This window comes from Corynebacterium sp. UBA2622, assembly GCF_002339505.1.
Taxonomy (GTDB): Bacteria; Actinomycetota; Actinomycetes; order Mycobacteriales; family Mycobacteriaceae; genus Corynebacterium.
This window is the reverse complement of the sequence record NZ_DDJO01000017.1, coordinates 126,628-138,949: the sequence shown is the minus strand read 5'-3', so window position 1 is coordinate 138,949 and position 12,322 is coordinate 126,628. Positions and strand designations below refer to the sequence as shown.

Annotated in this window: 13 protein-coding genes and 2 tRNA genes; 6 read left to right on the top strand and 9 right to left on the bottom strand. The window is 66.7% G+C overall.

What is annotated here, in order from left to right:
* Window positions 1-91: 91 nt before the first annotated feature.
* Window positions 92-364, top strand: a complete 273-nt coding sequence (crgA, locus tag B3611_RS07670; RefSeq protein ID WP_291314491.1) for a cell division protein CrgA — start codon at window positions 92-94, stop codon at window positions 362-364.
* A 426-nt stretch (window positions 365-790) separates the two neighbouring features.
* Here crgA and B3611_RS07665 read toward each other — a convergent pair whose 3' ends face one another.
* On the bottom strand, window positions 791-1,441 hold the full coding sequence (locus B3611_RS07665) for a rhomboid family intramembrane serine protease (protein ID WP_291314490.1): 651 nt from the start codon (window positions 1,439-1,441) through the stop codon (window positions 791-793).
* A gap of 54 nt (window positions 1,442-1,495) precedes the next feature.
* Window positions 1,496-2,020: a peptidylprolyl isomerase gene (locus tag B3611_RS07660; RefSeq protein ID WP_291314489.1), complete on the bottom strand. Its 525-nt coding sequence runs from the start codon at window positions 2,018-2,020 to the stop codon at window positions 1,496-1,498.
* Window positions 2,021-2,154: 134 nt separating this feature from the next.
* Here B3611_RS07660 and B3611_RS07655 point away from each other — a divergent pair, with 134 nt between their 5' ends.
* Entirely contained in the window at window positions 2,155-2,832 is a 678-nt protein-coding gene (locus tag B3611_RS07655; RefSeq protein WP_291314488.1) for a hypothetical protein, read from the top strand.
* A gap of 81 nt (window positions 2,833-2,913) precedes the next feature.
* Entirely contained in the window at window positions 2,914-3,375 is a 462-nt protein-coding gene (locus B3611_RS07650; RefSeq protein WP_291314487.1) for a DoxX family membrane protein, read from the top strand.
* A 105-nt stretch (window positions 3,376-3,480) separates the two neighbouring features.
* Here B3611_RS07650 and B3611_RS07645 read toward each other — a convergent pair whose 3' ends face one another.
* From B3611_RS07645 to gyrA, 5 genes are all read right to left on the bottom strand, one after another.
* The gene (locus B3611_RS07645) at window positions 3,481-4,581 is read right to left on the bottom strand and encodes a saccharopine dehydrogenase family protein (protein WP_291314486.1); all 1,101 of its coding nucleotides are present in this window, start codon (window positions 4,579-4,581) and stop codon (window positions 3,481-3,483) included.
* 146 nt (window positions 4,582-4,727) lie between these two features.
* Window positions 4,728-4,800, bottom strand: a tRNA-Ala gene (locus B3611_RS07640).
* 1 nt (window position 4,801) lies between these two features.
* Window positions 4,802-4,878, bottom strand: a tRNA-Ile gene (locus B3611_RS07635).
* Window positions 4,879-4,960: 82 nt separating this feature from the next.
* A complete protein-coding gene (locus B3611_RS07630) occupies window positions 4,961-5,305 on the bottom strand; it encodes a DUF3566 domain-containing protein (RefSeq protein WP_291314485.1) in 345 nt (114 codons plus the stop codon).
* 2 nt (window positions 5,306-5,307) lie between these two features.
* The gene (gene gyrA / locus B3611_RS07625) at window positions 5,308-7,989 is read right to left on the bottom strand and encodes a DNA gyrase subunit A (protein WP_291314484.1); all 2,682 of its coding nucleotides are present in this window, start codon (window positions 7,987-7,989) and stop codon (window positions 5,308-5,310) included.
* A 79-nt stretch (window positions 7,990-8,068) separates the two neighbouring features.
* On the opposite strand from gyrA, the gene B3611_RS07620 reads away from it, so the two are divergent.
* The 3 genes from B3611_RS07620 (at window position 8,069) to B3611_RS07610 (ending at window position 9,203) form a co-directional block, all read left to right on the top strand.
* Window positions 8,069-8,284: a CopG family transcriptional regulator gene (locus B3611_RS07620; RefSeq protein WP_291314483.1), complete on the top strand. Its 216-nt coding sequence runs from the start codon at window positions 8,069-8,071 to the stop codon at window positions 8,282-8,284.
* Window positions 8,281-8,550 (top strand): TetR family transcriptional regulator, encoded by a 270-nt coding sequence (locus B3611_RS07615; RefSeq protein WP_291314482.1) that lies wholly within the window; start codon window positions 8,281-8,283, stop codon window positions 8,548-8,550. Before B3611_RS07620 ends, B3611_RS07615 begins: the two co-directional genes overlap by 4 nt.
* A gap of 215 nt (window positions 8,551-8,765) precedes the next feature.
* On the top strand, window positions 8,766-9,203 hold the full coding sequence (locus B3611_RS07610) for a DUF6918 family protein (protein WP_291314481.1): 438 nt from the start codon (window positions 8,766-8,768) through the stop codon (window positions 9,201-9,203).
* On the opposite strand, the gene B3611_RS07605 is transcribed toward B3611_RS07610, so the two are convergent.
* Window positions 9,204-10,097, bottom strand: coding sequence for an alpha/beta fold hydrolase (locus tag B3611_RS07605; RefSeq protein ID WP_291314480.1), 894 nt, complete (start codon window positions 10,095-10,097; stop codon window positions 9,204-9,206).
* A 77-nt stretch (window positions 10,098-10,174) separates the two neighbouring features.
* Complete coding sequence (gene gyrB / locus B3611_RS07600; RefSeq protein ID WP_291314479.1) at window positions 10,175-12,238, bottom strand: DNA topoisomerase (ATP-hydrolyzing) subunit B; 2,064 nt, start codon at window positions 12,236-12,238, stop codon at window positions 10,175-10,177.
* Window positions 12,239-12,322: the final 84 nt, after the last annotated feature.

The following is a 12,322-nucleotide window of genomic DNA, read 5'->3' as shown; positions in this document are numbered from 1 at the left end:
GCCCCGGGGCACAGAGACACCAATACAGCACCACCTGCGGGCGGCGGTCGGTTCCACACCGCCCGTGCCCGAAAAGCGAAGGGTTTTCACAATGCCTAAGGCAAAAGTAACCAGGGACAGCCGCCCGGCTCCCTCGACCGCCACCGGCTCGTCGCGCACCCCGGTGAAGATCAACACCGGCGGCACCCCGCTCTGGTACAAGATCATCATGTTCGGTCTGATGATCCTCGGGCTGGCCTGGCTCATCGTCTTCTACATCGCCGGCTCCCAGATCCACCTGCTGTCCCAGCTGGGTCCGTGGAACTACCTCATCGGCTTCACCGGCCTCATCCTCGGCCTGCTGATGACCATGGGCTGGCGCTGACGCGCAGACCCGAAGCACCCCCCGGAAAATCGTTCCGGGGGGTGCTTTTGCGCGCGGGGAAACGGTTCAAGGTAGCACCGGTTCGGTGCTTTCGCAGGGCGACACGCCGCGGCCCAGCTTGTTGATTTACGGGGGTCGAAGTTATCCACAGGATGTGGAAGATTCTGTGGATGGGTGGGTTATCCCCACCTGTGGATAACTCTGTGAACTACTTCCGCACATGCGAACACCACGCTGCTCTGAACTGCTTAAACGCAGGTGAAGCCGGTGTGGAAAGCGAAGATTCGCCACGCTGTTCTAGGAATGACACCGCTGTGGTTATCCACATTGTGGGTAACCTCTGTGGGTAACTCGCCGCTCGTCGGGGCTGGGGATAAAGGGTGGAGAAACCCCCGTTTCCTCCACAGGGGCACTATTCCCCGAAGTTCATCGGAGCGGGAGCGCGACGGCGGCCGCCCCGAGGCCCACACCGAGCGCGGCACCCGCCCACCGGATCCGGGTGTCGGGGTGCGTCAGCGGCCACGCCACCACCATCCCGGTGAGCAACCCGCCCACGTGGCCCCACAGGCTCACCTGGGGCGTGATCACGGAGTAGAGCAGGTTCAGTGCGACGAACGCGAAGGGGGCCCGCAGGTCCGTGTGGCGTCGATAGGCGATGGCGGCGAGGAGCGCCATGAGCATGTAGAGCGCCCCGGAGGCACCCACGGTGGGTGTCGTGAAGTTCATGGTGAGCACCGCGGCCGAGGACCCGAGAAGGCCGCCGGCGTACGCGAGGGCGAAGGGCCCCGTGCCCACGAAGCGCTCCACCTCCGTTCCCACGAGGGCGAGCATGAGCAGGTTGACGCTGATGTGGGTGACGTCGAGGTGTGCGAACCCCGCCGTGAGGGCACGCGTCCAACCCAGCGGTTCGCTGGCGGCGAAGGGCCCGTAGAGCACCATGTCCGCTCCCAGGCGCGAGTGGCCGATGGTGTTGCCGAGTGAGCGCGCCTGCAGGGCGGATACGACGAAAACCGCCAGGCAGGCGACGCATACGACCGCGGTGGCGGGGGTGTGCGAGAAGAGTTTTCTGATGTTCATGCGCAAAAGGCCCCCGGCGCGGAATGCGCGGGGGCCGGTGAGGGGGCGGTCGGTCTACTGCTCGAAGTCGATGGACTCGATGACGACATCCTCGACCGGGCGGTCCATGCGGCCGGTGCGGACGTTGGAGATCTCCTCCACAACCTTCTGGGACTCCGGGTCGGTCACCTCGCCGAAGATGGTGTGACGGTTGTTCAGGTGCGGGGTGGGGGCGACGGTGATGAAGAACTGCGAACCGTTGGTGCCCGGGCCGGCGTTGGCCATGGCCAGCAGGAACGGGCGGTCGAACTGGAGCTCCGGGTGGAACTCATCCGCGAACTGGTAACCCGGGCCGCCGGTGCCGGTGCCGGTCGGGTCACCGCCCTGGATCATGAAACCGGGGATGATGCGGTGGAAGATGGCCCCGTTGTAGAACGGGCCCTCGTTGGTGCCGCCGGCGTTCTTCGTGGAGTACTCCCCCTCGCCGTTGGCGAGCCCGACGAAGTTCTCCACCGTCTGCGGCGCGTGGTTGCCGAAGAGGTCGATCTTGATGTCGCCGTGGTTGGTGTGCAGGACTGCAGTCTGTGTCTTCATGGTCATGGGTTACAGGGTACGCGGTTGGCGCGCGGGCGGGCGGAGCCGCAACCCTCCCCCGGAGCCGCCGCACGGGCACCCGGGCCGCAACCGCGACTAGGCTGGAGCGCGAAACTGCACGTCACGATGAAGGAGCACCCATGAACCCCACCACACTGCGCCTGGCGCTGCGCGGCGCGACCGGCGCGTACAACTACTTCCGCAAGCTCGACGACGAAAAGCAGCGCGACATCTACGACGCCGTCGTGGAAGCCATCAAGAACGACGAGGTGGACGACCTCAACGACCTCGCAGGCATTGACGAGCTGGAGGAACTTTACGGCGCCGCCCGCGCCCAGGCCGGGGACGTCCCCCGCGCCTCGCACGCCCGCCTCGACCGCCGCCGCGCGGCCTTCGCGGCCGCGGCCCCCGACCGCGCCGAGCGTCGCGCCCTGTTGAAGGCAGAAGCGAAGGACACGAAGCCCCGCAAGAAGGGCAGGAATTCCGGTGCCGGCCGGGCCATCGGTCTCCTCGCCGCCGCGGCCGCCACGGGTGGAATCGCCTGGGCCGTGTACACCTTCCTCCTCAAGGACCGGCTGGACAAGAAAGACACGGTCACGTACCGCCCCATGGCTCCCCGGGAGGAGACGGATTCCCGGGGCAACACCACCCTGGTTTATTCCACCGCCACGGAGGACGACCGCGAGGCCCGGGCCGGTTCTGCCGGTCCCCTCGCGGAGGAGCCCGCGGTGCGCGACGAGGAGCTCCTCAGCTCCATCGACTCCCAGCTCTCGACGCTCGACGCGCTTGACGACGACCAGCGGCGCGCAACCCACTAAACCCCTCCGCCCGTTACCCCTTGCGCGACAGGTCAGCACGGGTTAATGTTGATACGTCACCAAAACGTAGAAGGAGTCACCATGTTCAACCCCCTGAAGCTCATCCCGACCGGTATCACCACCGCCAAGGACAAGGCGGACACGAAGGTCGCCTCGATTGCGCTGCGCGCACCGATCGGCCTGTTCATGCTGAACACCGGCCTGGAGAAGTTCCAGGCGGATAAGGCAACGGCGGAGTTCCTGCAGAACATGGCCTCCACCGGGCTTCCCTTCGTCAAGGAGATGGACGCGGAGAACTTCGCCAAGCTGATCGCCGCCTCCGAGACCTCCCTCGGTGCCGCGCTGCTGCTGCCGTTCGTGCCCAACCGCCTCGCCGGGCTCGGCCTGAGCACGTTCGCCGCGGGCCTGCTGAGCATGTACTTCCGCAACCCCGCCATGACGCAGTCCGACGGCATCCGCCCGACCCAGGAGGGCCTTGACCTGTCGAAGAACACCTGGCTGGCCGCTATCGGCGCCGCTCTGCTGGCGCTTCCGAAGAAGTAGGGCCTTCTCGCCTCTCCCCGGGTGCCGCGGCACCCGGGGTTCTTGCTGCCCGGGTCTATTACCGTCCGGGATTGCGCGCTGCAGGTGCTTTCACCGCCCTGGGCATCAACCCCGGCGCAGACCCAGCCCGTCGCACGCGGCTATCAGCCCGTCGAGCCCGAAGGCCTCGATCGGACCCACCACCCCGGGGTGGGCAGGGTTGCCCTGGGCGAGCTCCCGAGCCGCCCAGGCAATAAGCTCGCCGGTGAGGTCGTAGGGGCTGGGTCCCCTCACCTGCGCTTCCGCCAGCACCCGCCCCCCGGCATCCGTGGCCACGGCCACCGCCCGCGCGGCGGTCTTCTCCCGCTCGACGGCGTCGGGCCCACCGGGGGGACCGACGAGACGGGACGCCGCCGCGGAGATGATCCGCGAACCGATTTCAGTGCTCGACACCGCGTTGAGCAGCCTCGACACCCCCGGCATGATCCTGCTTCCGCGGGGCATCCACCCGTTGTAGACGCTGACCGACTCGAGTTGCGGGAAATCACCGGGGAGGAAGAGCACCTCGGTACCACTGGCGAGGATGGCCCGCTTGGATCCGTCGCGCACGGGGAACAGCCGCGTTGTCTCGGCGGTGCGGCGCTCCACCAGGTTTCCCGACCGGTACTCCAGGGAGGGAAGCGTCATGCCCTCAATCGCCGTCTTGCGGGTGCCCTGGCTCATCCCGCGCCCGCCGCGCAGGGAACCATCGACGAAGTAACCCACGTCGAGCCTGCGCACCTCCTGACCCCCGTCGCGCATCGCGAGTCCGGCAGCCAGGAAACCCGGCACGTAATCGTTACCGAAAGCGGGGAGCATCACCGCGCCCGCAGATCGGGCCTGGGCATCGTGCCGCTCCCGGAGGGTCCGGACAAAGCCGACCTCGCCCGTGGAGTCGACGTAATGCGCTCCCTGCTCCGCCGCCGCACGCGCCACGGTCAGGCCAAGGCTGTTGAAGGGCCCGACGGTGGTGACCAGGACGCCGCCGGCATCAACCAGCGCGCGGACGGAGTCGAGCTCGGTGGCATCCGCAACCTGGTACTCGAGGTCGCCGTGCGCGGCTGAAAGCGCGGCAAGCTTCTCCTCGCTTGAGCCAGCCAGGACGGGGCGCACGCCCCGTCGGATCAGTGCCTCGAGGACGAGGCCTCCGGCGTAACCCGTGGCCCCGAGGACGACAATCTTCTTCATGTGGCGCTCCTTTCAGCCGTGGATGGCTGCATCCCCACGAACCGTACTCCCATGGCACGGGACCAGGCCACCGGTCGCAGCCCATCGCGCGGAATACATGCCGCGCAACACAAAAAGCACCCGGTGGAAACCGAGTGCCTCAAATGTGGAGGATAGGAGAATCGAACTCCTGACATCCTGCTTGCAAAGCAGGTGCTCTACCAACTGAGCTAATCCCCCGTGGTGGGCCTAGCAAGAATCGAACTTGCGACCTCATCGTTATCAGCGATGCGCTCTAACCGACTGAGCTATAGGCCCTGGGAACGAGATAGAACATTACCCACGACCGGCTTCTTCAACAAATCGCCAGTACAAAGGCATATTTTATCCCGTCTTACCCCTACCGCTGCCTGTTCGACATGCGGAGGCTGACCCCGCCCACCAGATTGGCCACGGCGTTGTAGATGATGGCCGTCAGGGGCGCCATGATGGCCACGAAGACCACCCCCACGAGGCCGAGCAGGGCCGCCGCGGAGATGAGCAAGGGAAAGTCGACCACCTGGTCGCCCCCCACGCCGCTGACGAGCGAGTTCACCGAATCAATCACACCGGCGGACTGCAGACCCAGGTAAAGGAGCGTCGCCGCGATCATCCAGGCGATGAACCCGATCGCCCCGAGGATCGAGGCGACCTTGAACACCGAGACCGGGCTCAGGTAGGTGACGGTCACTTTCCGTGCGGCCATGCTTACTCCTCGCCGTCCGAGTCGTCCGAGTCGTCCGAACCATCCTCAGCCGGGACGCTGCTGTTGGTCCCGTAATCGTAGCTGGATCCGACGTTGTCGGCCTCCACGCTGTTGACGTTCACGGACTTTGCCGCCCCGGAGTGGCCGGGCGCCGACGAGGTGGCTTCCATGGCCTCCTCAAGCGTCTTCTCACCCTTCGCCACGGCGGTGGCCTCTTCCTCACCCTCGTCCTCGACGTTCTTGTCGATGGCGAGCAGTTCCACGTCGTCGGCGAGGTCGACCAGGCGCACACCCATGGTCGCGCGCGAGGACGGGCGGATCTGCTTGACCTCGGTGCGGATCACTCCGCCAGCGGAGGTGATGGCGAAGATCTGGTCCTCCTCCTCCACCGCGAGGGCACCGATGAGCTTGCCGCGCTTCGGGGTGTACTTGAAGGTCATCACGCCCAGGCCGCCGCGGCCCTGCGGGGTGTATTCCTGGATGGCCGTGCGCTTGCCGTAACCACCGGACGTGGCCACGAGCAGGTACTCGTCGTCGTGGACCACGGTCAGCGCCAGCAATTGATCGTCGCCCCGGAAGCGCATGCCCTTCACACCGGCGGTGGCGCGGCCCATCGGGCGCAGCTGCTCGTCGTCGGCGGTGAAGCGGATCGCCTGCCCCTGCTCGGAGACGAGGAGGATGTCCTCCTCCTCGCTCGCGAGCACGGCGCCGATCAGGGAGTCGCCCTCGTTGAGGTTGATGGCGATCAGCCCTGCGGAACGGGCGGACTCGTAATCGGTCAGGCGCGACTTCTTCACGCGGCCCTCGCGGGTGGCCAGGACCAGGTAGGGGGCATCCTCGTAGGACTGGATCTGGATCACCTGGGCGATCTTCTCCTCGGGCTGGAACTCGAGGAGGTTGGCCACGTGCTGCCCGCGGGCGGTGCGGCCGGCCTCGGGTAGCTCGTAGGCCTTGAGGCGGTAGACGCGGCCGAAGTTGGTGAAGAAGAGGATCCAGTCGTGGGTGGAGCAGATGAAGAAGTTCTTCACCACGTCGTCCTGCTTCAGCTCGGCGCCGCGCACGCCCTTGCCGCCGCGCTTCTGCGACTTGTAGGAGTCCACCTTCGTGCGCTTGGCGTAACCGGTGGAGGTGATGGTGACCACCACGTTCTCGCGGGCGATGAGATCTTCCTCGGTGACGTCACCCGTGGCGGCCACGAGCTGGGTCCGGCGGTCGTCGCCGTACTTGTCCGCGATCTCGCGCAGCTCGTCGCCGACGATGGCCCTCTGCCGCTCGGGGCTCGCCAGGATGTCCTTGTAGTCCGCGATCTCCTTCTCGATCGCCGCGAGGTCATCGACGATCTTCTGCCGCTCCAGTGCGGCCAGACGGCGCAGCTGCATCGCGAGGATGGCGTCGGCCTGGATCTCGTCGACGTCGAGAAGCCCGATGAGGCCGGTGCGCGCCTCGTCGACCGTCGGCGAGCGGCGGATGAGGGCGATGACCTCGTCGAGCATGTCCAGAGCCTTCACCAGGCCGCGCAGGATGTGGGCGCGCTTCTCGGCCTCGTCGAGGCGGTACTGCGTGCGCCTGACGATGACCTCGATCTGGTGCTTGACGTAGTAGCGCAGCATCTGGTCCAGGCGCAGGGTGCGCGGCACTCCGTCGACGATGGAGAGCATGTTCGCGGAGAAGTTCGTCTCCAGCTGCGAGTGCTTGTACAGGTTGTTCAGCACCACGCGGGGCACGGCGTCGCGGCGCAGAGTGACGACGATCCGCATGCCGACGCGGTCCGAGGACTCGTCCTCGATACGGGCCGCGCCAGGCATCTTGCCGTTGTTGATGTTCTCGGCAATGCCGGCAATGAAATTGTCCGGGTTGACCTGGTAGGGCAGCTCGGTGATCACGATGGTCTGGCGGTTGCCCACCTCCTCGATCTCCGTCACGCCGCGCATGCGGATGGAGCCTCGGCCGGTGGTGTAGGCGTCGCGGATGCCCTGGTCGCCCACAATGAGCCCCGAGGTGGGGAAATCCGGTCCCTTGACGCGCTCCATGACCGCATCGAGGGTGGTCTTCTCGTCGGCCTCGTGGTTGTCGAGGATCCAGTAGATCGCCTCGGCCAGCTCGCGCAGGTTGTGCGGCGGGATGTTCGTGGCCATGCCGACGGCGATGCCGCCCGAGCCGTTCATCAGCAGGTTGGGCACGCGCGAGGGCAGGACGTCGGGTTCCTTCGTCTTGCCGTCGTAGTTCGGCGAGAAGTTCACGGCGTTCTCGCGGATGTCGCGGACCATCTCCATGGCCAGCGGGGTCATCTTGCACTCCGTGTAGCGCATGGCCGCCGGGCCGTCGTTGCCCGGGGAGCCGAAGTTGCCCTGGCCGTCGATCAGCGGGTAGCGCATCGCCCACGGCTGCGCCATGCGCACGAGGGTGTCGTAGATGGCGGAGTCACCGTGCGGGTGGTAGTTGCCCATCGTGTCCGCGACGGGCTTGGCGGACTTCACGTAGGAACGCTCGGGGCGGTAGCCGTTGTCGTACATCGCGTAAATGATGCGGCGGTGGACCGGCTTCATGCCGTCGCGCACGTCGGGCAGGGCGCGCCCGACGATCACGCTCATCGCGTAGTCGATGTAGCTGGTCTGCATCTCCTCATTGATGTCAATGGGTTTGATGCGGTCGTACTCGTCCCCGCCCAGGGTGTCATCACTCATGGAATGCCTTTCTGTCGTCTCCGGCCATTCTAACCGGCCCAGGGGCGATCACCGTGCCGGCAGCTGGTATCAAAGTGGTATGGCTATGACGCTTCGTCTCAGCACCGACGAGGACAAGGCCCTCGTCCTCCTCGCCTCCGCGTGGGGTTGTTCGAAACAGGAGGCCGCGCGACGCGCGATCGTCACCGCGGCCGCGCGCATGCTTGACGACGCCACCGTGACCGCTCTGGCCCGTTCTCGCGTGGAGGAGTACGCGGCCACCGAGGCCCGGATCCGACAGGCGCGCGGCAGGTGAGGCCCCTGAGTACCGAGCAACTTCTGGCGGTGGCCGATGAGTTCTGCGCGCTCACCAGGGTGCGGGTGCGCTCCTTCGCCGCGTTGTCGGCCTGCGCCGCCGTGCCCGGGGCCCGGGTGCACGGCGTGCCCGTCTCCGACACAGCCGGGGCGGCCGCGGCGGAGCTGGCCCGCACCATCTCTGTCCTGCGGCCGCTGACCGGGGAAAACGACGGCTTCTCGCGGGTGGCCGCCACGGTCTACGCGGAATGGGCCGAAGACCGGTGACCCGGCCGCGCACCCGGTTGGCGCCTGTTTTCCGCCCATGTTAAGTTTGTTCCTGTTGTGGCTGCAGTGAAACGTGTGACTGGAGAGCTCTCGCGAGGCTGTGGCGGAAGAGCCCCAACGGACGGAAAAGACCCCCATCGGCGAGGGTCTTTTTCTCGTTTTCGGGCACGTGGCCGGGCGGCCGGGCGGGTCGTCGAAAAGCTATGCTTGGGCGAATGAATGAACTGAGCGCGTTACTGAAAGACACCACCCGCCCCACCGTCGTCGCGGAGCTGTCGCAGTTGGTGGACAGCACCGTCGCCGGGCAGTCGGGGCTGACCGGCATGGCGGTCAAGTCCACCGTCGCCGCGGTGAAGAAGGCCGACGCGGACGCGGTGCGCAAGGGCGTGGACAGGTTCCTGCCGGAAATTGTCAGGGAGCTCACCCCCTACTGGGAGGACTACGACCCAGCCGCCTCCGCCGGGTTCGGCAACTACCTCGCCTCCCGGCAGGACGATGGCACCGCCTCCCTGCTCAGCCTCGGCGACCGCTTCGCCGATCAGGGGCCGGCTGCAATCGCGAAGGCGTACTCGGGTCTGCGCGGCAAGGCGGGCAAGATCGTCGGGCCTGCCCTGCCGGAACTGGGCGACATCGTCGAGCGCAACGCGGGGTAGTTACTTCACCTTCTCCTCGTAGAAGCGCACGAAGCGGCGCCCCACAATCCCGGGGTTGCGCGCCCACTTGTTGTGCCCCAGCTCGCCGCGCAGCTGCTCCACGTCGGGGTGCGCCGCGGGAATGTGCAGGCCCAGGGACTGGGCCGACTTGTAGGTGCAGTCCGTGTCGTTGGAGAAGCGCGTGAGGAGCACGGGGACTTTCACCTCCGTCAGCGCCGACTCGTAGTCCGCGCCCCGGATGTGGCTGAAGCTGTTCGTGCGCGAAAGCTTCGACCACTCCCCCACGTGGCGGCCCGACTGCCGCCCGTAGCCCACGGGGTCGAGTTTGCCGCCGGGCCAGAAACCGAGAACCTTGCCCACCCCGGCCATGAGGGGTGCGCCCAGCCCGACGGTGGCCTTCGTCCTGCCGTGGAACGCCCTCCAGTATGGGCTGCCGGTGCCCACGCCCATCATTCCGACGACGTTCTGCTCCCCCGCGCCCGCGCTGGCCAGGAACAGCGCCCCGATCTGTCCGCCCATCGAATGGGTGAGGAGCATGACGGGGTGCTCGCGCGGTAGGCCGAGGACCTCCTTGGCCGTGGAGATGGTCAGCGGGTAATCCTCCGTGACCATGGTGTGGTACCCCCACTGGCGCTTGCGCGATGCAACCGCGGTGCTCGTGCCCTGGCCGCGCAGCTCCCCGATCGCGGTGGGGAACCCGTGGTCGCGCAGCCACCGGGCCATGGGCTTGTAGTAGCGGGCCCCCATGCCGAAGCCGGGCCAGATGACCACCAGGGGTTTGTCCGGCACCTCGCCTTCAGGGGCGCGCGGGGCGAAGAGGAGGACGGTGGTAGTCGAGCCGTCGGGAAGCGTGATGGTGGCCGATTCCGGCCCCGTGGGTGTGATGCTCGTCATTGTCCAGAGTTTAGACGGACGAGCGCCACACCGCGCGTAAAACGAAACGTTTACGTGTTGATAAACGCGCGGGGAACCTAGACGTCCAGGAAGCGGACGTCCTTCGCCTTGCGGGTGATGAAGGAGCGGCGGGCCGCGACGTCGTCACCCATGAGGATGGAGAAGAGCTCGTCGGCGCGCTGCGCGTCCTCGAGATCCACGCGGCGCAGGATGCGGAACTCGGGGTCCAGGGTGGTCTCCCACAGCTCACCCGGGTTCATCTCGCCGAGACCCTTGTAGCGCTGGATGCCGTCGTCGGTGTTGATCTTCCGGCCCGCCTCGAGGCCGGCGGCCAGCTCGGCGTCGCGTTCGGCGTCGGAGAAGGCGTAACCCGGGTCCCCCTTCGCCCACTTGAGCTTGTACAGCGGCGGGTTGGCCAGGTAGACGTGCCCGTTTTCGATGAGGTCGGGCATGAAGCGGAAGAGGAGGGTGAGCAGCAGCGTCGCGATGTGCTGTCCGTCCACATCGGCGTCGGCCATCAGCACGATCTTGTGGTAGCGCAGCTTGGCCAGGTCGAACTCATCGTGGATGCCCGTGCCCAGGGCGGTGATGATGGCCTGGACCTCGGCGTTCTTGAGCACGCGGTCCATGCGGGCCTTCTCCACGTTGAGGATCTTACCGCGCAGCGGGAGAATCGCCTGGTACATGGAGTCTCGGCCCTGCTTGGCGGAGCCGCCCGCGGAGTCGCCCTCCACGATGAAGAGCTCGGACTTCTTCGGGTCCTTGGAGCGGCAGTCGGCGAGCTTGCCGGGCAGACCGCCCATATCGTTGGCGGACTTGCGGCGCACCAGGTCGCGGGCCTTGCGGGCCGCCTGGCGGGCCTGGGAGGAGGACACGGCCTTGTTGATGATCACCCGCGCCTCGGCCGGATTGGCGTCGAACCAGTCCGAGAGGTTCTCGTTCACCGCGCGCTGGACGAAGCCCTTGATCTCGGTGTTTCCGAGCTTGGTCTTGGTCTGGCCCTCGAACTGCGGGTCGGACACGCGCACGGAGACCACGGCGGAGATGCCCTCGCGGCAGTCGTCACCGGTGAGGTTCGGGTCCTTGTCCTTGATCAGCTTGTGCTCGCGCGCGTAGCGGTTCATGATCGAGGTCAGCGCGGCGCGGAAGCCCTCCTCGTGGGTGCCGCCCTCGTGGGTGTTGATGGTGTTGGCGAAGGTGTGCACGGACTCCTTGAAGCCAGCGTTCCACTGCATCGCCACCTCGGCCTCGTGGTCCTTGCCCTTGGACTCGAATCCGATGACCGAGGGGTGGATGACGTTCTTGCTGCGGTTGAGGTACTCGACGTAGTCGATCAGGCCGTTCGGGTAGTGGTAGGTGACCTTCTTCTCGCGCTTCTTCTTCACCGCCGGGGCGACCTCTTCACCGGCGTCCTCGGGCTCGGTGACGACCACGTCGTCGAAGGAGTCGCCCTCGACGAGCGCCGCGGTGTCACCCTCCTCCGCGATGGCCTCGAGTTCGAGCTCCTCGTCGGAGACGCGCTCGTCCTTGAGGGTGATGGTCAGGCCCTTGTTCAGGAAGGCCATCTCCTGGAGGCGGCGCGAGATCGTGTCGTAGTCGAACTCGACCGTCTCGAAGATCTCCGCGTCCGGCCAGAAGCGGATGGTGGTGCCGGTTCCCCGGGCATTGCCACCCTCCTGCAGCTCCTCGGGCACCGCTCCCGTGAAGTTCTGGAACCAGTGCTTGCCGTCGCGCTTGATGTCCGCCTCCACGCGGGTGGACAGCGCGTTGACCACGGAGATGCCCACGCCGTGCAGGCCGCCGGAAACGGCGTAGGACTCGGAGTCGAATTTGCCGCCGGCGTGGAGCTGGGTCATGACCACCTGGACGGTGGGGGCGCCGGAGGGGTGCATCTCCACGGGGATTCCGCGGCCGTTGTCCACCACCTGCACGCCGCCGTCCGCGAGGAGGGTGACGTCAACCTGGTCGGCGTAACCGGCCATCGCCTCATCCACCGAGTTGTCCACTACCTCCCAGACGAGGTGGTGCAGGCCGCGGGCGCCGGTCGAGCCGATGTACATGCCGGGTCGCTTGCGCACGGCCTCGAGCCCCTCGAGGATGGTGATGGATGACGCATCATAATGCGGTTCGTTGGTAGCCACGTTTGACGGACTCTCCTATTGCGCTATTTGGGCCTTAACCCGTCTCATCCTACACCCCGCGGGTCCCACCCACGGAACGTGCAA

Bases quoted from the DNA above. Each gene is read 5' to 3' on its own strand.
- crgA (WP_291314491.1), top strand. From the start codon at position 92: ATGCCTAAGGCAAAAGTAACCAGGGACAGCCGCCCGGCTCCCTCGACC.
- B3611_RS07650 (WP_291314487.1), top strand. From the start codon at position 2,914: ATGTTCAACCCCCTGAAGCTCATCCCGACCGGTATCACCACCGCCAAG.
- B3611_RS07660 (WP_291314489.1), bottom strand. From the start codon at position 2,020: ATGACCATGAAGACACAGACTGCAGTCCTGCACACCAACCACGGCGAC.
- B3611_RS07610 (WP_291314481.1), top strand. From the start codon at position 8,766: ATGAATGAACTGAGCGCGTTACTGAAAGACACCACCCGCCCCACCGTC.
- B3611_RS07645 (WP_291314486.1), bottom strand. From the start codon at position 4,581: ATGAAGAAGATTGTCGTCCTCGGGGCCACGGGTTACGCCGGAGGCCTC.
- B3611_RS07655 (WP_291314488.1), top strand. From the start codon at position 2,155: ATGAACCCCACCACACTGCGCCTGGCGCTGCGCGGCGCGACCGGCGCG.
- B3611_RS07620 (WP_291314483.1), top strand. From the start codon at position 8,069: ATGGCTATGACGCTTCGTCTCAGCACCGACGAGGACAAGGCCCTCGTC.
- B3611_RS07665 (WP_291314490.1), bottom strand. From the start codon at position 1,441: ATGAACATCAGAAAACTCTTCTCGCACACCCCCGCCACCGCGGTCGTA.
- B3611_RS07630 (WP_291314485.1), bottom strand. From the start codon at position 5,305: ATGGCCGCACGGAAAGTGACCGTCACCTACCTGAGCCCGGTCTCGGTG.
- B3611_RS07605 (WP_291314480.1), bottom strand. From the start codon at position 10,097: ATGACGAGCATCACACCCACGGGGCCGGAATCGGCCACCATCACGCTT.
- gyrA (WP_291314484.1), bottom strand. From the start codon at position 7,989: ATGAGTGATGACACCCTGGGCGGGGACGAGTACGACCGCATCAAACCC.